Annotated in this window: 18 protein-coding genes; 7 read left to right on the forward strand and 11 right to left on the reverse strand. The window is 72.1% G+C overall.

Annotated elements, in window-relative coordinates; genetic code table 11:
- Positions 1–87 precede the first annotated feature (87 nt).
- The 3 genes from ACIBI5_RS03440 to ACIBI5_RS03450 form a co-directional block, all read right to left on the reverse strand.
- A complete protein-coding gene (locus ACIBI5_RS03440; protein ID WP_397242713.1) occupies positions 88–570 on the reverse strand; it encodes a pyridoxamine 5'-phosphate oxidase family protein in 483 nt (160 codons plus the stop codon).
- 127 nt (positions 571–697) lie between these two features.
- A complete protein-coding gene (locus tag ACIBI5_RS03445; RefSeq protein ID WP_397242715.1) occupies positions 698–1,306 on the reverse strand; it encodes a superoxide dismutase family protein in 609 nt (202 codons plus the stop codon).
- A gap of 123 nt (positions 1,307–1,429) precedes the next feature.
- Positions 1,430–1,960, reverse strand: a complete 531-nt coding sequence (locus tag ACIBI5_RS03450; protein ID WP_397242717.1) for a uridine kinase — start codon at positions 1,958–1,960, stop codon at positions 1,430–1,432.
- A gap of 76 nt (positions 1,961–2,036) precedes the next feature.
- Between ACIBI5_RS03450 and ACIBI5_RS03455 the strand changes: the two genes are divergently transcribed.
- The 5 genes from ACIBI5_RS03455 (at position 2,037) to ACIBI5_RS03475 (ending at position 7,818) form a co-directional block, all read left to right on the forward strand.
- On the forward strand, positions 2,037–3,194 hold the full coding sequence (locus tag ACIBI5_RS03455; RefSeq protein WP_397242719.1) for a CaiB/BaiF CoA transferase family protein: 1,158 nt from the start codon (positions 2,037–2,039) through the stop codon (positions 3,192–3,194).
- On the forward strand, positions 3,191–4,678 hold the full coding sequence (locus ACIBI5_RS03460) for a carboxyl transferase domain-containing protein (RefSeq protein WP_397242721.1): 1,488 nt from the start codon (positions 3,191–3,193) through the stop codon (positions 4,676–4,678). The genes ACIBI5_RS03455 and ACIBI5_RS03460 overlap by 4 nt, the downstream gene beginning before the upstream one ends.
- Positions 4,679–4,739: 61 nt before the next feature.
- A complete protein-coding gene (locus ACIBI5_RS03465) occupies positions 4,740–5,366 on the forward strand; it encodes a TetR/AcrR family transcriptional regulator (protein ID WP_397242723.1) in 627 nt (208 codons plus the stop codon).
- Positions 5,363–6,253, forward strand: coding sequence for an ATP-binding cassette domain-containing protein (locus ACIBI5_RS03470; protein WP_397242725.1), 891 nt, complete (start codon positions 5,363–5,365; stop codon positions 6,251–6,253). The genes ACIBI5_RS03465 and ACIBI5_RS03470 overlap by 4 nt, the downstream gene beginning before the upstream one ends.
- Entirely contained in the window at positions 6,250–7,818 is a 1,569-nt protein-coding gene (locus tag ACIBI5_RS03475) for an ABC transporter permease (RefSeq protein WP_397242727.1), read from the forward strand. Before ACIBI5_RS03470 ends, ACIBI5_RS03475 begins: the two co-directional genes overlap by 4 nt.
- Here ACIBI5_RS03475 and ACIBI5_RS03480 read toward each other — a convergent pair.
- Positions 7,811–9,790 (reverse strand): hypothetical protein, encoded by a 1,980-nt coding sequence (locus tag ACIBI5_RS03480; protein WP_397242729.1) that lies wholly within the window; start codon positions 9,788–9,790, stop codon positions 7,811–7,813. The genes ACIBI5_RS03475 and ACIBI5_RS03480 overlap by 8 nt on opposite strands.
- A complete protein-coding gene (locus ACIBI5_RS03485) occupies positions 9,787–10,299 on the reverse strand; it encodes an RNA polymerase sigma factor (RefSeq protein ID WP_397242731.1) in 513 nt (170 codons plus the stop codon). The genes ACIBI5_RS03480 and ACIBI5_RS03485 overlap by 4 nt, the downstream gene beginning before the upstream one ends.
- A 154-nt stretch (positions 10,300–10,453) precedes the next feature.
- Between ACIBI5_RS03485 and ACIBI5_RS03490 the strand changes: the two genes are divergently transcribed.
- On the forward strand, positions 10,454–10,834 hold the full coding sequence (locus ACIBI5_RS03490) for a winged helix-turn-helix transcriptional regulator (protein ID WP_397242733.1): 381 nt from the start codon (positions 10,454–10,456) through the stop codon (positions 10,832–10,834).
- Between the two features lie 3 nt (positions 10,835–10,837).
- On the opposite strand, the gene ACIBI5_RS03495 is transcribed toward ACIBI5_RS03490, so the two are convergent.
- The 5 genes from ACIBI5_RS03495 to ACIBI5_RS03515 are packed head-to-tail and all read right to left on the reverse strand — an operon-like array spanning position 10,838 to position 15,498.
- Positions 10,838–11,224 carry a hypothetical protein gene (locus tag ACIBI5_RS03495; RefSeq protein WP_397242735.1) on the reverse strand — a complete coding sequence of 129 codons (387 nt, stop codon included), beginning with the start codon at positions 11,222–11,224 and terminating at the stop codon, positions 10,838–10,840.
- Complete coding sequence (locus tag ACIBI5_RS03500; protein WP_312896416.1) at positions 11,221–11,667, reverse strand: hypothetical protein; 447 nt, start codon at positions 11,665–11,667, stop codon at positions 11,221–11,223. Before ACIBI5_RS03500 ends, ACIBI5_RS03495 begins: the two co-directional genes overlap by 4 nt.
- A gap of 9 nt (positions 11,668–11,676) precedes the next feature.
- Positions 11,677–12,468, reverse strand: a complete 792-nt coding sequence (locus ACIBI5_RS03505; protein ID WP_397242737.1) for a carbon-nitrogen hydrolase family protein — start codon at positions 12,466–12,468, stop codon at positions 11,677–11,679.
- Positions 12,428–13,360 carry a DUF418 domain-containing protein gene (locus tag ACIBI5_RS03510; RefSeq protein ID WP_397242739.1) on the reverse strand — a complete coding sequence of 311 codons (933 nt, stop codon included), beginning with the start codon at positions 13,358–13,360 and terminating at the stop codon, positions 12,428–12,430. The genes ACIBI5_RS03505 and ACIBI5_RS03510 overlap by 41 nt, the downstream gene beginning before the upstream one ends.
- Entirely contained in the window at positions 13,336–15,498 is a 2,163-nt protein-coding gene (locus tag ACIBI5_RS03515) for an alpha/beta fold hydrolase (RefSeq protein WP_397242741.1), read from the reverse strand. Before ACIBI5_RS03515 ends, ACIBI5_RS03510 begins: the two co-directional genes overlap by 25 nt.
- Before the next feature lie 25 nt (positions 15,499–15,523).
- On the opposite strand from ACIBI5_RS03515, the gene ACIBI5_RS03520 reads away from it, so the two are divergent.
- Positions 15,524–16,687, forward strand: a complete 1,164-nt coding sequence (locus tag ACIBI5_RS03520; RefSeq protein ID WP_397242743.1) for a pyridoxal phosphate-dependent aminotransferase — start codon at positions 15,524–15,526, stop codon at positions 16,685–16,687.
- Between the two features lie 9 nt (positions 16,688–16,696).
- Here the strand turns inward: ACIBI5_RS03520 and ACIBI5_RS03525 are convergent, their stop codons facing one another.
- Entirely contained in the window at positions 16,697–17,620 is a 924-nt protein-coding gene (locus ACIBI5_RS03525) for a LysR substrate-binding domain-containing protein (protein ID WP_379635007.1), read from the reverse strand.
- Between the last annotated feature and the right edge of the window lie 99 nt (positions 17,621–17,719).

The following is a 17,719-nucleotide window of genomic DNA, read 5'->3' on the forward strand; positions in this document are numbered from 1 at the left end:
GGCAGCCCGAGGATGGCCGCGCCTCCCGCCTGAAGCCGAGTCCGCGCCTCCGTCGCCGGTCGGAGCGGCATCGACCAAAGTCGTGGTTCAGGGGGTCACGGCGATGCGGTGATCGTAGGACAGGCCGTGGGGTGAGCAGGGCACGCCCGTCTCGCGTGGGCACAGCACGTGGTGGTCCTCGGCGCGCGCCACGTAGAGGCGGTAGGGGTGGGGCGCGCTCAGGTGCTCGGGGGTCATGGGACGCCCGCCGCGCGCCGGGTCGCCCGGGTAGACGGCCAGGGCGGGCTCCAGGTCGGTGACCTGCCTGGCCGTGGCCGACATGTAGACCGCCTGGCCGCTTCCCGGGGTGACCTGGGAGTCGAAGACGACCATGCTCAGCCGAGGGCGGACCGCCAGGTTCCCGGAGTGGACGGTTTCGGGGGAGGAGACCCAGTAGAAGTCGCGGTAGCCGTCGTGGGCGAAGAACACCGGGCTGGCCCACGGGGTGCCGTCCCGGCCGGCGGTCGCGAGCGTCACGTACACGTTGGCGTCGATGATGGAACGGGCCATCGCCGCCAAGTCGTCGTTCATCAGGATCGTCCGCCTCTCCGGTCGGTCGCGCCGGGTCTCGAAGGCGTGCGTTCCCGGTCGAGGCGGCAACCCTAGTCCCCGGACGCCGCACGGGCCAATGCGGCGGCCGGGGAGCGGTGGCGGGCGGCTACTTGATCGGGCCGCAGGCGATCCGGCCGCCCGCGTCGCCCGTGCGCTGGGTGGCCTCGTCCGGGCCGGTGGCGCTGTAGCGCTCGGGGATGTTGGCCAGGTTGTCGGGCAGGGCGTGCACGATGACGGCGCTGCCGTCGGCGTCGGTGAGCTGGCGGACCCGGAAGCGGTCGGTGACCACCGAGGCCGTGCCGGAGCCGTCCGCGGCGACCAGCAGCGGCGGCAGGTCGCCCGAGTGGTGCGAGTGGGTGGAGCCGCCGAGGTCGAAGTGGCCGCCGGCGGTGTAAAACGGGGACACCTTGCCGGTCGCCGGGTCGATGGCGGCGGGGTCGCAGATGCCGGTCGTGTGGACGTGGAAGCCGTGGTAGCCCGGGGGCAGGCCCTTGACGGTGACCGACAGGCGCGACTTGGTGTATCCCTCCGCCCGCAGGGCGAGAGTGCCGACCGGTTTGCCCGCGACGTCGCGGATCGTGACCGCGACCGGGTGCGCCTCCTGCGTGGTGGCGGTGGCCTGGGCCACGGCGCTGACGCCGATGGCCGCGACCGCGGTGAGGAGCGTGGCGCAGATCGTCAGGTGGAGGGTCCGTGGCTGCGGTAACGGCGCCATCGCGAACGGCCTTTCGCTGCGGGGAAGGGACTCCGTCGAGGGTAAAGGCCATCCGCCGGGATTCTGTATAGGATTTGGTATAGCAATGTGGTGGGTGGCCGGGGTTATGGCCATCCTTTACAGTCAGGTGGACATGACGAGGTCGGCTCGGGATCGGGTGGCGTCGTCGGCGAACCAGCGGTCCTCCGCGGCGAACCACGCCTGCCACTCCGCCTCCAGGCCGACGCCGTCCCTGGCCCGCACACGGTCCCAGCGGGTCGCGCGTGCGGCCTCCAGCCAGACCCGGAAGGCCAGGAGGTGGTCGGCGTCGCGGCGGGCCGTACCCACGCCCTCGATCACCAGGACCGGAGCGGGCGGGACGTCGAGCCACGTCGTGTAGCGTGCGCGGTGCCAGTCGTAGCGGCGGAAGCGTCCGGGGCGGCCCGCCGACAGCGGGTCCAGGACCTGCTCGCGCAACGCCGCGAACCAGGCGCCGGGGCCCTCCGGCCACGGCACGGGGAAGTCGTCGCTGTGGATCACCTGGCAGTCGAGCGCCTTGCCCAGCCGTCCCGCGAACGTGGTCTTGCCCGCGCCGGCGGGCCCGTCGACGGCCACGAGGCGGACCGGGCCGCACGACGGCGGGAGGTCGCTGATGCGCTGGGCGAGGGTTTGCACGCTGTCGAGGGTAGGGGGCGACAGAAAGGACCTGGCAAGCTGAGAATATTGACTTTCCCCGGGATGGAGGTTGATCTTGCTCGGACCCCTAGGCGACATCGTCGTGCTCGATCTGTCCAGGGCCCTCGCGGGTCCGCACGCCGCCCAGATGCTCGGTGACCTGGGCGCCAAGGTGATCAAGGTGGAGCACCCTGACGGGGGTGACGAGTCGCGGGGCTGGGGACCGCCGTTCGTCGGGCCGGAGCATGACATCTCCACGTACTTCCTGGCGGCCAACCGCAACAAGCTGTCGGTCGCCGTCGACCTCAAGAGCGACGGCGGCAGGGCGCTGATCGAGCGCCTGGTCCGGCAGAGCGACGTGCTCATCGAGAACTTCCGCACCGGGGTGCTCGACCGGCTCGGCCTCGCCGTGGAACGGCTGCTTGAGCTCAACCCGCGGCTGGTGGTCCTGTCCATCACGGGGTTCGGGCACGACGGCCCGGAGGGCGGGCGGCCGGGCTACGACCAGATCGCGCAGGGCGAGGCGGGGCTGATGTCGCTGACCGGTCCCAGCGCGGAGGAGCCCTACCGCGTGGGGGCCTCGATCGCCGACCTGCTCGCGGGCATCCACGGCGCGTACGGCGTGGCCGCCGCCCTGTACGAGCGCGAGCGCACCGGCGAGGGCCGGATCGTACGGACCTCCCTGCTGGCCGCGGTGACCGGCGTGCACTCCTACCACGGCACCGCCTGGACGGTCGGCGGCCAGGTCCCGCGGGCCAACGGCAACCACCACGTCTCCATCGCCCCGTACGGGGCCTTCCACTGCGCCGGCGGCATGCTCCAGATCGCCGTCGCGAATGAGACTCAATGGCGAAAAGTCGCCACCCTCCTCGGCATAGACCCAGATATCGCGAAATATCGCACCAACCGCGACCGCTTCCGCCACCGCGAGGACCTCATCCAGGACATGGAGAAAGCCCTGGCCGCCCACGACCGCGCCCACTGGCTGGCCGCGCTCGGCGAACTGGGCGTCCCGGCCGGCGCCATCCGCTCCCTCGACGAGGTCTACGCCTGGGACCAGACCCGCTCCCAGGGCCTGCTCGTCACCGTGGAGCACCCGGTCCTGGGCCGCATCGAGCTGCCGGGCCCGCCGCTGCGCTTCGACGGCCTGCCGCCGGCCGAGCACACCGCCCCGCCCGAGCTGGGCCAGGACGGCGACGCGGTCCTGGCCTGGCTGGAAGAGCGGGAGCGATGATCGACAGCCGTCCCGACGCGCACGCCCTGATCCGCGCGGTCCTGGACGAGGGCTCCTGGCGTTCCTGGGACGCGCCGCCGGTCGACCCGGTGCGCCCCGACTCCTCCTACGCCGACGAACTGGCCGCCGCCCGCGTCAAGTCCGGCTACGACGAGTCGGTCGTGACCGGCGAAGGACGGCTCGACGGCCGGCGGGTGGCCGTGGTGGCCAGCGAGTTCTCCTTCCTGGCCGGTTCGATCGGGGTCGCCGCGGCCGAGCGGATCGCCGCGGCGGTGGAGCGGGCGACCGCCGAGGGGCTGCCCCTGCTGGCCGCGCCCGCCTCCGGCGGCACCAGGATGCAGGAGGGCGCTCTGGCTTTCGTGCAGATGGTGAAGGTCACCGCCGCGGTGCAGGCGCACCGGGCGGCGGGCCTGCCGTACCTGGTGTATCTGCGGCATCCCACGACGGGCGGGGTGTTCGCGTCGTGGGGCTCGCTCGGCCACGTGACGGCGGCCGAGCCGGGGGCGCTGATCGGCTTTCTCGGGCCGAGGGTGTTCGAGTCGCTGCACGGCTATCCGTTCCCCGAGGGCGTGCAGGTGGCCGAGAACCTCTACCGCCACGGCCTGGTCGACGCGGTGGTCTCGGCCGAGGCGGCGCGGACGATCGCGGTGCGCGCGCTGAGCGTGCTGTGCGCGCGGGCGGAGGAGCTCGACCCGGGCCGGCCGCCCGAGGAGGACCTGCGGCCGGTGGAGGCGTGGGAGGCCATCACCCGCTCCCGGCGCGACGACCGGCCGGGCGTGCGCACGCTGCTCAAGCTGGCCGCCACCGACGTCACCCCGCTCAACGGCAGCGGCGAGGGCGAGAACGAGCCCGGCCTGCTCCTGGCGCTGGCCAGGTTCGGGGCGGCACCGGCGGTCGTGCTCGGCCAGGACCGGCGCCGCCAGCGGGTCGGCGCGCCGCTGGGCCCGGCGGGGTTGCGGGTGGCCAGGCGCGGCATGCGGCTGGCCGCCGAGCTGGGGCTGCCGCTGGTCACGGTGATCGACACGGCGGGCGCGGCGCTGTCGAAGGCGGCCGAGGAGGGCGGCCTGGCCGCGGAGATCGCGCGCTGCCTGGCCGACATGGTCTCGCTGGAGGCGCCGACGGTCTGCCTGCTGATGGGGGAGGGGGCGGGAGGCGCCGCGCTGGCGCTGCTGCCGGCCGACCGCGTGCTGGCAGCCCAGCACGCCTGGCTGTCGCCGCTGCCGCCGGAGGGCTCTTCGGCGATCCTCTACCGCAGCGTCGACTTCGCCCCGGAGATCGCCCAGGCCCAGGGTGTACGCGCGACGGACCTGCGCAGGAACGGCATCGTCGACCGGGTCGTGCCGGAGCTGCCCGACGCCGCCTACGAGCCGAGGGCGTTCGCCGAGCGGGTGGGCAGGGCGCTGGAGTACGAGATCGCCACGGTGCTCCGGTTGAGCCCGCAGGAGCGTAAGGAGGCCAGGAGATCGCGCTATCGCGCGCTTTGACACGAAAAAATATGACTGGACACTTGTATGGTCGCCAATACATGCGTATAGCATGTTGGACATGCGACCAGTTTCTGATGAGGATCTGACGGCACGCGCCCGTATCCGGGACGTCGCCATGGCGCTGTTCGCCGACAAGGGCGTCAGAGCCACCACGATCCGCGGCATCGCCGAAGCGGCCGGGGTCTCGCCCGGCCTGGTCCAGCACCACTTCGGCTCCAAGGACCAACTGCGCGAAGCGTGCGACGAGTACGTCCTGTCCTACATGCGCGCCCAGGCGAAGGCCGGGGTCACCGACCACAACCTGGAAGATCCCGACTTCATCGAGAGCGTCCACCGCACCGCTCCGCCCCTCATGCACTACCTCGGCCGGGCCCTCGTGGACGGCTCGCCCGGCGCGGCGGCCATGTTCGACCAGCTCGTCAGCGTCACCGAGGAACACCTGTCCAAGCTCGACGACAGCGGCGTCGACCACCGCGCCCGCGCGACCGTGCTGACCGCCATGAAGCTCGGCATCACCGTGCTGCACGAGCACGTCACCCGCGCGCTCGGCGTGCCCATGTTCTCCCCCGACGGGGCCCTGCGCGTGGGCAAGGCCCAGCTCGACCTGATCAAACCGGAATTCCTGGGCCGCGAGCTGTTCGAGCAGGCGCGGACAGGCTTGGAGAAGTTCGAGGAACGCCAATGAGCACCGCTGTACGCGCCAAGGGCCTGGTCAAGACGTTCGGCCAGGCCAGGGCCCTGGACGGCCTGAACCTCAGCGTCAAGACGGGAGAGGTGCACGGCTTCCTCGGCCCCAACGGCGCAGGCAAGACCACCACCATCCGCGTCCTGCTCGGCCAGATGCGCTCAGACGGCGGCGAGGTCGAGCTGCTCGGCGGCGACCCCTGGCGGGACGCGACCGAGCTGCACCGCCGCCTCGCCTACGTGCCCGGCGACGTCACCCTGTGGCCCTCGCTGAGCGGCGGCGAGGTCATCGACCTGCTCGGCCGGGTACGCGGCGGCCTCGACCCGCGCCGCAGGGCCGAACTGCTCGACCGGTTCGAACTCGATCCGCGCAAACGCTGCCGCACCTACTCCAAGGGCAACCGGCAGAAGGTCGCGCTCGTGGCCGCCTTCGCCTCCGACGTCGAGCTGCTGATCCTGGACGAGCCCACCTCCGGCCTGGACCCGCTGATGGAGGCGGTCTTCAACGACTGCGTCCAGGAGGAGAAGGACCGCGGCCGCACCGTGCTGCTGTCCAGCCACATCCTGTCGGAGGTGGAGACGCTGTGCGACCGCGTGTCCATCATCCGCGCCGGCCGTACCGTCGAGTCGGGCAGCCTCGCCGACCTGCGCCACCTCACCCGCACCTCGGTCACGGCCGAGCTCATCGGCCCGGCCGACGGCCTCGCGCGGCTGCCCGGCGTGCACGAGCTCACCGTGGACGGCGACCGGCTGCGCTGCCAGGTCGACGGCGCGGCGCTCACCCCGGTCCTCACCGAGCTGGCCAGGGCGGGCGTGCGTTCGCTGACCAGCCAGCCGCCGACGCTGGAAGAGCTGTTCCTGCGTCACTACGAGGGGTCGGCGCGATGACCGGCCTCGGTGCGCTGATCCGGCTCATCCTGCGGCGCGACCGCGTCCTGCTGCCGGTCTGGATCCTCATCAGCGCGGTGCTCCCGGCCACCATCGCCGCCAGCACCGTCCGCCTCTACACCGACCAGGCCGCGCTCGACGCCTTCACCCACGCCTCGATGAACAGCCCCGCCCAGCTGGCCACCCGCGGCGTCATCTACGACGCGAGCGTCGGCGGCCTGACCGCCTGGACGCTCGGCTCCTCCGGTGCGCTGATCGGCGGCCTGATCAGCATCCTGCTCGTCATCCGCCACACCCGCGTCGAGGAGGAGACGGGCCGCCGCGACCTGCTGTCCTCCGGCGTCGTCGGCCGCCACGCGCCCCTGGCCGCCGCCCTCGTGGTGGTGCTGGCGGCGAACCTGCTGCTGGGCCTGCTCAGCGTGCCCGGCCTGGTCGCCAACGGCCTGCCCGCCGGCTCGTCGCTGCTGTTCGGTCTCTCCAGCGCCGCCGCGGGCTGGTGCCTCGCGGCCGTGGCCGCCGTCGCCGCGCAGCTCACCGCCGGATCCGGTACGGCCCGCGGCATCGCGATCGCCACCAGCGGCGTCTTCTTCGGCATCCGCTCGCTGGCCGACTCCGGCGGCATCGGCTGGCTCGCCTGGCTGTCGCCGTTCGGCTGGGTCCGCCTGACCCGGCCCTACGGCGGCGACCATTGGTGGGTGCTGGCCGTGGTGGTGGTGTTCGTCGCGGTGGCGGGGGCGGCGGCGTTCGCGCTGTCGGCCCGGCGCGACCTGGCCGGCGGCCTGCTGCCCACCCGCGCGGGACCGGCCGAGGGCTCGCTGGGCGGCGCGTTCGCGCTGGCCGGGCGCCTGCACCGGGGCACGCTGATCGGGTTCACGATCGGCTTCGCGGCGATCGGCGGCATGATCGGATTCTCGGCGCGCGGCCTGGACACTCAGCTGGACACGCAGACGCTCCGGCAGCTCGCCGAGACCATCGGCGGACCCGGCGCCGGCGTCTCCGACGTGTTCTTCACGTTCATCCTCTACGTCATGAGCCAGCTCGTCGCCGGGGCCGCGCTGGTCTCGGCGCTGCGCGCCCGCGCGGAGGAGGCGGCGGGCCGGGCCGACCTGCTGCTCTCCACGCCGGTCGGCCGCCTGCACTGGGCGCTCGGCCACCTCTTCTACGCGGTCTTCGGGCCGGCGCTGCTGCTGGCGGTGCTCGGCGGTGTGGCCGGGCTCGCCTACGACGGCGCCCCGCTGCGCGTCGCGGGCGCCACGCTCGCCTACCTGCCCGCGGTCTGGACCGTGGTCGGGGTGGCGGTCCTGCTGTTCGGCGTGCTGCCGCGGCTGGCCGCCGCGGTCAGCTGGAGCGTGCTGGGCCTGATCCTGGCCGTCGACCTGGTGGCGGAGTTCAAGCTGGCCGACGGGTTCGTGCTGGAGCTGTCGCCGTTCGTGCACGTGCCCGCGCTGCTGCTGGGCCGGGGCGCGCCGGCCGCGGCGCTGCTGGGGCTGACCGCGGTGGCGGCGGCGCTGGCCGCGGCGGGGCTGGTGGTGCTGCGCCGCCGCGACCTGGCGCCCTCTAGCTGAGTCCCGCCCTGTCCCACGTCCACAGCACCTTCCCGGCGGCGTCGTAGCCGGTGAAGGAGAGGTCCGGCCAGTGCAGGCCCTTCTTGGCCACCCCGTCGGGGACCGGTGCGGCGAACATCGCCACGCCGTGTCCCCACGGGTCGGGGACGGTCTCGGCGGCGACCCTGCCGCTCCTGGACGCGCCCTCGATCCGGGCGGTGCCGGGAAGGGCGAAGCCGTACCAGGTGTCCTTGTGCTGGCTCCACTGCACGGGCTGCTCAAGGCCGACGATCGCGCGCAGGTTCGTCCCGGGCAGGCGCTCGAAGGAGCCGGGCAGCACCTTGCCGTCCTTCCAGAAGTGCAGGCACATCGGGGCCCGCAGGTGTGCCGACACGCCGCCGGGCAGGGCCTGGCCTGCGCCTTCCCGCGTGGGGATCTGCGAGCAGTTGTGGTCCCACACGTCGACGCGTTCGAGCTCGCGGCCCTTCTCCCGGTGGGCGAAGGCGGCGATCTTGACGTTCGCCGGGTGCCGGACCGCCCACACCGCCGCCGGTCCGCCCTTGACCTTCAGGATCTGGGCGGGAATGCGGGTGCCGTCGACGGTGACCGCCGTGACCGCCTCGGTCGCGGGCGACAGGGCGCCGTAGGCCAGCACGGCGCCCGGCTCCGGCAGGTAGGTGGCGAGGAAGTCCCTGGAGGAGAACCGGCGGTCGAGCTCGATCGTGGAGCAGCCGCCGGACTTGCGTCCCTCCGGCCGCACGCCCCCGGAGGCGCACAGCAGCGTCCCGTCGGTGTTCTTCGTGAACCACAGCTCGACCGGCCCGAAGGAGAAGTCCTCCGTGCCCGGCACGACGATCTTGTCGCTGATCCGCTCGCCGGAGAAGGCGAACTCCTCCTGCTTTTCCGGCGGCGGGTCGTCGCGCCAGATCTCCGCGCCCCGCGCGTCGTAGGCGACCAGCGTGTGCCGGCGATCCTCGTCCCGGGCGTCGGCCGTCAGCGCGAACAGGCCCAGGTTCAGCCCCCACGGGTCGGGCCGCGGGGTCAGCGTCAGCTCGCGGCCTTCCCGCGTCCACACGATGCGCGCGACGTCGGGTCGGGCCGCGCCGAACACCACGCCGTCCTCGGCCTGAAGACGGACCGGCCACGGCCGGTCCGCGGCGCCGCCCTTCCACAGGTACGCCTCCTTGAGCGGTATCGAGCCCACCTCCTTGCCGGCGCGCGTCCAGATCACCTCCAGGTCGGTCGCGCCGGGCTGGGTGTCGTTCGGAACCTGGTAGGGCCGCAGCGACAGCCCACCCGCCATCTCGTACGGCAGGCCGGCCGGCTTGGCCTTGCGCGAACGGCTCGTCAGCATCGCCCGGGGCATCTCCCCGAGCACCCGCTGCGCCGCGTCCAGGAACTCCACCTTGGTGACCTGCTCGGCGGCCGCGAAACTCACACTCCAGATCACCATCGGCGCCCCCGGCACCCGGTGCACCGCCCCCGCGATCCGCCGTCCGTCCCCCGTCACCGCCCTGACCCCGGCGCTCTCCGGCTGGGCCAGGCCGTAGTCGAGGACCGTGGCGGCGTCCTTCCCGGCCGCCGAGCCCTCGTAGGTGCCCGGTCCCATGCCGTGGACGGGCGCGCAGGAGCCGACCGGCTCCCGCCCCCGCCCGGACAGCGCGCAGAACTGCGGATTGCCGAGCTTGCCCTTGGCGAACCACAGCTTCAGGCCGTCGAGCTCCACCGGCTCCCCCACCGGTGTCAGCCCTGTCATCAGCCGCCGCTGAAGCGTGCCGGGATCGGCCGCCGAGTTCCTGCCCAGGCCCCCGTTGAGCAGGACAGGAACGAACAGCGCGATCACCGCGACCGGGATCGCCGCCAGCAGCCAGCGACCTCTCCGCGGTGGCAGCGGCGTGCGCGCGCGCACGCTCAGCCAGGCGTTCTGGCCGGCCTCGTAGGTCTGGGCGCGAGCGTCCAGCGCGGCCTTCAGCCGCTCCTCCAGGGGGGTCACGCGTCCTCCTCGAGCGCCCGGCCGAGCGCGGCCAGGCCCCTGCTCGCATGCGTCTTCACCGAACCGGGCGAGACGCCCATGGCCGCGGCGATCTCACGTTCGGAAAGGTCCAGCCAGTAGCGCAGCACCAGCGCCTCCCGCTGGCGGCGGGGGAGCCGGTCGAGCGCCTCCAGCAGTTCCCGGTGCTCCTCGGCGAGGATGACCGACTGCTCGCTGCTGCGCGCCGGCTCCGGCGGCTCGGGGCGGCGCAGCCGTGTCAGGCGCAGGTGGCGCAGACGGTTGCGGGTGAGGTTGCAGACGATCGCGCGCAGGTAGGCCACGGCCGCGCCGTCGTCGCGCAACTGCCCGGTGTGCAGGCGGGCGAACGCCTCCTGGGCGATGTCCTCGGGGTCGTCGGCGCCCAGCAGTCCGGCCAGCCGTACCAGGGGCTGATAGTGGACGGCGAACAGTTCGGCGAACGACGGCGGCGCCTCCCGCACCGGCGCGACCGAGGTCGTTTGTCGGTTCACGCCCCTATAGACCCACGGATAACGCATCGGTTGACAAGGAATGCGGAAATGTCATCGCTTAGTCGGTGATGGCGGCCGCTGTGCTCTCTTGCGGTTACTCGGGAACCATAGGAGAGTCTTGGCTGACGTGCACTTGTGAGAGGCTGGGAGCCTGATGGTGGCCAAGCAGTACAGCGGAACGGCGGACGAGGCGGACCTCAGGCGCGCGGACTCCCTGGCGAGGGAGATCTTCTCGGACGTCGCCAACAAGTGGGCGCTGCTGATCATCGAGGCGCTCGGCGAGCGCACCCTCCGCTTCAGCGAACTGCGGAACGAGGTCGAGGGCATCAGCCACAAGATGCTCACCCAGAACCTGCGCATGCTGGAGCGCAACGGCCTGGCCATGCGGAAGGTGCACCCCACCGTGCCGCCGCGGGTCGAGTACACGCTCACCCAGCCGGGCCAGGCCCTGCGGGCGACGGTCGACCTGATGTGCGGCTGGACCCACCAGTACTTCGGCCACATCGAGACCGCCCGCCGCACCTTCGACGCCTGACCGCTAGGGCACGGGGATGCGTTCGACCCTGATCGAGAACACTTCCTCGCGGGGCACCACGACCTCGTAGGCGCCGTGGTCGACCATCCAGTAGCCCAGGGTCTCGGCCTTCATGCCGCTGTGGCCGGTGTAGGCGATGTGCAGGCCGTCCTCGTCCTCGTCCAGCACGATGCAGGGCTCGCCGCCGAACGCCGCCACCGTGCGCACCAGCACCAGCCACTCGACGTCGGCCCGCTTGACCGTGCGCCGCCAGTAGCCGGAGGCGGCCTCGAAGCCCGCCAGTTCCTCCTCGCTGAACAGCACGACCTCGTCGCTGTCCGGGCCGAGCGCGGTGGGAAAGGTGCGCTCCTCGAAGCGCGCCACGAAACCCGAGGTGATGGGAACACTCATGCCGCGGGCCGCCAGGTCAGCCCGTCGTAGGCGGCGAACGGGCGTTCGGACTCGGGGCTCACGTGGACGATCTCGGCACCGGCCGGGATCGGCATCGGCATCGTGTGGAACTGCGGCACCACGTGCTCGCGCGAGGTGGTGAAGCCGTTGCCGGCGAACGGCGGCGTGTCGCTCCAGTCACCGCCCATGTGCGGTCCGTACGGCACGGCGTAGGTGTCGACGTCGCGCGCGTACCAGCGCATCACATACAGCTCGGGCACCTCGGCCGTCAGCTCCGATCCTTCGAACGACAGGTCGAGCCCGTGGAAGAGCTGCCTGGGCGTGCTCAGTCGCGCGCAGTCCTGCACGCGGTAGACATATCCGGAGATGACCGTGCGCTTGCCCGACAGATAGGGCACGAGCAGACGCGGCGGGACCACCTTCTGCATTTGCGTTCTGCTCACGTCACCACTTTACGATCGCATGACCCCGAGCACCCGATGTTCAAGGCACGGAAGAGTCTTCCTCATCGCGGCCGTCGCCTCCAGATCGGCCTCGACGAGCTGGACTCCTGACGCACTGCCCAGATCCGCCCGGACCACGCCCAGCGGGTCGACGAGCATGCTGCGGCCGACGCCGAAACCGTCACTCGACTCGGCCGGGTTGGGCGCCTGGCCGACGGCGGCGGTCCACATGGTGTTCTCCAGCGCGCGGGCGCGCACCAGCGTGATCCAGTGATCCTCCTTCAGCGGGCCCGACCCCCAGGCGGCGATCACCGCGAACATCTCCGCGCCCTGGTCCACCAGCGCGCGGGTCAGCTCGGGGAAACGTACGTCGTAGCAGGTGACGAGCCCGATCCTGAGCCCCGCCAGCTCGACCACGGCCGGTTCGGCGCCCGGCTCGACCAGCTCCGACTCCTTGGCGCCGAAGGAGTCGAACAGGTGGATCTTCCGGTACGCGGCCTGGATCTCGCCGCGGGCGTCGAGGGCGACGGCGGTGTTGTACACGCGATCCTCGCCGGGCTCGAACACGCCGGCGATCACCGCGGTGCCGTGGGCGCGGGCCGCCTCGGCCACGCCGGTCACGAACGGCCCGTCGAGCGGCTCGGCCAGGTCGGTGATGCGCTTGCCGTAGCGGGTGAGCGTCGCCTCCGGGAAGATGGCCAGGTCGGCGCCTTCGGCCTCGGCCAGGGCCTGCCGTACCCGCTGGAGGTTGACGGTGGGATCAGGGGACACCGGGATCTGACAGAGGGCGATTCTGGTCACGCCTCGACTCTAGACCGTTGGGCACCCGGCGGAACCAGGTCAGGCACCGCCAAATCCACTCCAGCGGCCCGTAGCGGTGGCGGGTCAGCCACCATCGGCTGAAGACCGCCTGGACGGCCACCGTCGCCCCCGCCACGACCAGCACCCACCAGCCGTCGGTCACCGGACCGGTCAGGAAGATGACCAGCGTGCCGGAGACGTAGTTGGTCAGCGCCAGCCTGCCCATCGGCTCCAGCACCGCCGACAGCCAAGGCCGCAGGACCAGCAGCAGGCCGGTCCCGTAGGCGAGCCCGCCGGTCACCGCGCCCAGCGTGTAGTAGGCCGGGATCTCGCTGGAGTAGTAGAAGACCGTCAGCGCCAGCGAGGCCACCGCGCCGACGGCGAAGAACGGCAGGAGCAGCCGCCGGTCCGGCTTGAGCTGGATCAGCGCCATCCCGACCAGGAACAGGCCCGGGATGATCAATGTGCCGCCGCCCTGCCACACGCCCCAGCCGAGCGCCGCCAGCCCGAGCACCAGCACCGGGTAGCCCGGGGCCAGGAACGAGGCGGGCAGCAGCACGGCCGCGCCGAACGCGGCGTAGTCGGTCAGCACCTCACCCTCGTAGAAGGTGTGCTGGACCAGCCCGAACATCAGCAGGAAGAACAACCTGCGCAGCAGCACCACGCGTGAACCGCTGCGCAGGAACAGCACGAAGCTCATGCCGAACAGCAGCGAGAAGATCGGGTAGAAGCGGCCCTGGAAGGCCGACTCCATGACGGCGTCCAGCGGCTGCTGGGGTGGTTCGTGCGGGGCGTGCTGCCAGGTGTTGACCAGCATGATGCCGCACACCGCGAAGCCGCGGAGCGCGTCGAGCTCTCTGATGCGCGTTACAGGAACCAGGCGAACCACCATACGAGGAACCCGCCGCCCACCACGAGGGCGACCAGGTGCGGCCACAGTCTTCCTGCCGGTTTCGCCTCGATGGCCCACACCGCCGCCGCCACGCTCAGGGCCACGGCGCCCACGGCCAGCCAGCCGTACACCTCGACCGAGGCCGGCACGCCGACGGCCAGGGCGGTCTCGTTGGTGGTGAGCAGGCCGTACACCGACTGCACGGTCAGCCCGGCCGCCGCGAGACCGGTCAGCCCCGCGAACGCGCTCAGCCCCCGCCCCCGCACCCCGCCGCCGACCAGCTGCACGAGCGCGACCAGCGCGAACAGCACCAGCGGCACGGCCAGCCACGGCGCGAGCATGATCTGGTACGGCGCGCCCGTCACCAGCATCGACCCCGGGGCGAACCGCTCAAGCGCCGCCCGGCTCGGGACACACGGCTGGCTCCAGGAGCCCGGGGCCGCGACGAACGCCGCGATCGTCTGGCGGCCGCAGGTGGTGGCCATGGCCAGGAAGACCGCGTGACCCACACCCGCGAACTCGACGAACGTGGCGCCGGGCAACTCGGCGGCGGCCGGCTTGCTGGTCCTGGTCGGCGTCGTGGGATCGAACTGCCCACCCAGCACCAGCACCGGCACCCCCTCGACACCCCGAGGGGCACCCGCGCCGAGTTGCCCGACACCCACTCCGTCACGCCCGACACCCGCACCGCGTTGCCCGACACCCGCCCCATCACGCCCGGCGTCCACCCCGTGTTGCCCGGCGTCCGCTCCGTCTCGCCTGACACCCGCATGGTGTTGCCCGGCACCCGTGCTGTGTTGCCCGGCATCCGCGCCGGGTCGCTCGGTCGCCGTGTGCGCCTGCCGGACGCCCGCGTGCGCAGCCGCGGTGCCGGGTTGGGCAATGCCCGTGTTCACCCGCGCGCCTGTGTCCACCCGTGCGCCTGTGGTGCCCTGGCGGGCGCGCGGGTCCGATCCTGTGGCCGCCGGGTCCGCCTGGCCGGGGCCCGTGTTGTCCTGTCCGTCGCCTGGGCCGGTCCGCTCCGGGGTCGCGCCCCCGGCGCCGGTGCCCGCTTGCGGAGTTGGGGGAGAGAGAGGCAGGTTCCAGGCTTGGCAGACGGCCTTGTCATTGGTCACGGTGAAAAGTCGCGAAGAATCGGGAAATGTCGCCTCATCCTGGCATTGGACGGCGTGATACAGACCGAACTCGTGCGACGTCAACCCCCCGCCCACCGCGTCGGCCAGCGGCCGCAGCAGTTCCTCCCGCCCCGAGGCCAGCGCGTCGATCAGCGCAGGGGCCACCGCCACCAGCTCCGACTCGTGCAAGGCCTCGGCCAGGACGGTCGCCACGTCGTCGCCGCTCATCCGCGCCGTGAACGGCTCGCCGAGCAGCGGATCGGTCGTCGGCACCAGGGCGGGAGCGCGGTTGTAGCGCTCCACCATCGCCTCGAACCGGTCCTTCACCCCCAGCGCCGTCACCGTGTCGGCCAGGTTGCGGTCGGCGTCGCGGTACCAGTCGACCTTCTCCGGCAGGTAGGAGTCGAGGATCATCGCCCGCACCCCGTCCGGGTCGGCCTTGGCCGCCTCCACCATGACCCGCGTGGAGTAGCTGACCCCGAACAGGTTCCAGGCGGGGTAGCCGAGCTTCTTGCGCAGGTCGACCACGTCCGCGACGATCTCGCGCGTGGTGTAGCCGCGCAGGTCGACCCCGCGCTCGGCCAGCCGCTTGCGACACGCGACCGCGCCGGCGGCCACGCCCGCCGCCCCGGTCTCCGGGCGGCGCAGCCGGTCGAGCATGGCCTCGACCGTCTCCGGGCAGGTCAGCCGGGGCACGGAGTACTTGCCGCCGCGTTGCTCGATCGTGACGATGTCGCGGTCGGGGAACAACTGGGTCAGGAACCCGGTCAGCTGCAACGACGACGAGGCGGGCCCGCCGCCCATGTAGACGACCGGGTCGGGCTTGCGGGCGGGATCCTGCGAGCGGTGCACGGCGTACCCGACCTTGACGGTACGGCCGGGCGCGTTCCTTCGCTCGGGGACCTCGAGGAACCCGCAGGTGGTGCCGGTGGGAACGGGGACGGGACAGGCGTCGGCGGCCCGGACGGCGGCGGCCGGAGGGGGGACGCTCAGAGCGAGCGCGATCACGACCCTGATGATCACAGGTCGAGCCTAATAGTCTGGGGCCGTGACGGAACCCCTTGTATCCAGGATGCGCGCCTTCGGCACGACGATCTTCGCCGAGATGAGCGCGCTGGCCGTGCGGACCGGCTCGATCAACCTCGGCCAGGGCTTTCCCGACACCGACGGCCCGGCGGCGATGCTCGACCGGGCGGTGGAGGCGATCACGGCGGGCGCGAACCAGTACCCGCCGGGCCCCGGCGTGCCCGATCTGCGGCACGCGGTCAGCGAGCACCGCTCGGCCCACTACGGCCTCGACTACGACCCCGACGGCGAGGTGCTGGTGACGGTCGGCGCCACGGAGGCGATCGCGGCGAGCGTCCTGGCGCTGTGCGAGGCGGGGGACGAGGTGATCGCGTTCGAGCCCTACTACGACTCCTACGCCGCCTCGATCGCGCTGTCCGGAGCCCGGCTGGTGGCGGTCACGCTGCGCCCGGCCGACGGCCGTTTCACCTTCGACCCGGACGAGCTGCGCGCAGCCGTCACCCCCCGCACCCGCGCCATCCTGGTCAACTCCCCCCACAACCCGACCGGGACCGTCTTCACCCGCGCCGAACTGGCCGTCATCGCCGAGCTCTGCCAGGAACGCGACCTGATCGCGATCACCGACGAGGTCTACGAGCACCTGACCTTCGACGGCGTCGAGCACATCCCGCTGGCCACCTTCCCCGGCATGCGCGAACGCACCGTGATGATCTCCTCGGCGGGCAAGACGTTCTCGGTCACCGGCTGGAAGACCGGCTGGGTGTGCGCGCCGCCTTCGCTGGTCGGCGCGGTGCAGACGGTCAAGCAGTTCCTCACGTTCACGGCGAGCGCGCCGTGGCAGCTCGCCGTCACCTACGGACTGCGGCACGAGCTCGACTGGGTGGCGGCGCTGCGCTCCGGGCTCCAGGACAAGCGCGACCGGCTGATGGAGGGGCTGACCTCGGCGGGCTTCGAGGTGTTCCGGCCGGCGGGCACGTACTTCGTGCAGACCGACATCCGGCCGCTGGGCTTCACCGACGGCCTGGAGCTGACCCGCCAACTGCCGTCGCTGGCGGGCGTGGTGGCCATCCCGACCCAGGTGTTCTACGACCATCCGGAGCGTGGCGCGCACTTCGTCCGGTTCGCCTTCTGCAAGAAGGACGAGGTCATCGACGAGGCGGTGGCCAGGCTCAAGCGCCTGCCGTGAACCCGCGGGTCAGGTGACGATCTTGACGGGTAGCCGGCGCTGCCTCACCGCGCTCCTGACCGCCTTGGCGAGCTGCGCGTACTCCGCCGCCCGTGCCGACGATCCCCGGTAGGCCAGGCCGATCGTGCGGCCCGGCGCCGGGGCGGCGAAGCGGCGCAGCGCCAGCCGTACCCTCTTGCCCGTCTCCACGGGCACGGCCGACTCGGGCAGCAGCGTCACGCCGAGCCCGCCCGCGACGAGCTGCACGAGTGTGGGCAGGCTGGTGGCGTAGGTGGTGGCGGTGGCGCGCGCGCCGACCTCCCTGCAGACGTCTATGGCCTGCTCGCGCAGGCAGTGGCCCTGGTTGAGCAGCACGATGTCGAGGCCCTTCAGCGCCGCGCGGCCGAGCGGCTCCTCGCTCGCGGCGAGCGGATGATCCTCCGGTACGGCCAGCAGGAAGTCCTCGTCGTAAAGCGGCTCCTCGACCAGCCCGTTCACCTCGGTGGGCAACGCGAGCAGCACCATGTCGAGCCGCCCCTCGCGTACCTCTTCCAGGATCGTCTCGGTCCTGGCCTCGTGCACGGTGAGCTTGAGGTGGGGGAAGCGCCTGGCGAACATCGGCAGCAGCGCGGGCAGCACGTACGGCGCGACGGTCGGGATGACGCCGAGGTGGGCGGGCCCGCGGAAGGGTTCGCGGTTCTGGGCCACCTCGCCCATGAGGTCGTCGACGGCGGCCAGGACGCGCCGCGCGTGCCCGGTCAGGCGTTCTCCGGCGGGGGTGAGCAGCACCTTGCGGGTGGTCCGCTCTACCAGCTGCTGGTCCAAAACCTCCTCCAAAGCGGCGATATTTCCGGACAAAGCGGGTTGGCTGATCCGAAGCGTGCTGGCCGCCTCCCTGAAGTGGAGATGCTCGGCCACGGCCAGGAACGCGCGCAGCTGAGCCAGGGTCGGCATGGGCTCACTGATAGGGAACACCTCTCAGATTGGTCTGACTGAGCGATTTCTCAGATCAATGCTACGTGCGGGACGCTAGGGCCCCTGACCTTCACCTTC

Source organism: Nonomuraea sp. NPDC050540, from assembly GCF_044457485.1.
GTDB lineage: Bacteria > Actinomycetota > Actinomycetes > Streptosporangiales > Streptosporangiaceae > Nonomuraea.

Bases quoted from the DNA above. Each gene is read 5' to 3' on its own strand.
- ACIBI5_RS03440 (WP_397242713.1), bottom strand. From the start codon at position 570: ATGAACGACGACTTGGCGGCGATGGCCCGTTCCATCATCGACGCCAAC.
- ACIBI5_RS03445 (WP_397242715.1), bottom strand. From the start codon at position 1,306: ATGGCGCCGTTACCGCAGCCACGGACCCTCCACCTGACGATCTGCGCC.
- ACIBI5_RS03460 (WP_397242721.1), top strand. From the start codon at position 3,191: ATGATCGACAGCCGTCCCGACGCGCACGCCCTGATCCGCGCGGTCCTG.
- ACIBI5_RS03465 (WP_397242723.1), top strand. From the start codon at position 4,740: ATGCGACCAGTTTCTGATGAGGATCTGACGGCACGCGCCCGTATCCGG.
- ACIBI5_RS03470 (WP_397242725.1), top strand. From the start codon at position 5,363: ATGAGCACCGCTGTACGCGCCAAGGGCCTGGTCAAGACGTTCGGCCAG.
- ACIBI5_RS03475 (WP_397242727.1), top strand. From the start codon at position 6,250: ATGACCGGCCTCGGTGCGCTGATCCGGCTCATCCTGCGGCGCGACCGC.
- ACIBI5_RS03490 (WP_397242733.1), top strand. From the start codon at position 10,454: ATGGTGGCCAAGCAGTACAGCGGAACGGCGGACGAGGCGGACCTCAGG.
- ACIBI5_RS03495 (WP_397242735.1), bottom strand. From the start codon at position 11,224: ATGAGTGTTCCCATCACCTCGGGTTTCGTGGCGCGCTTCGAGGAGCGC.
- ACIBI5_RS03510 (WP_397242739.1), bottom strand. From the start codon at position 13,360: ATGGTGGTTCGCCTGGTTCCTGTAACGCGCATCAGAGAGCTCGACGCG.
- ACIBI5_RS03525 (WP_379635007.1), bottom strand. From the start codon at position 17,620: ATGCCGACCCTGGCTCAGCTGCGCGCGTTCCTGGCCGTGGCCGAGCAT.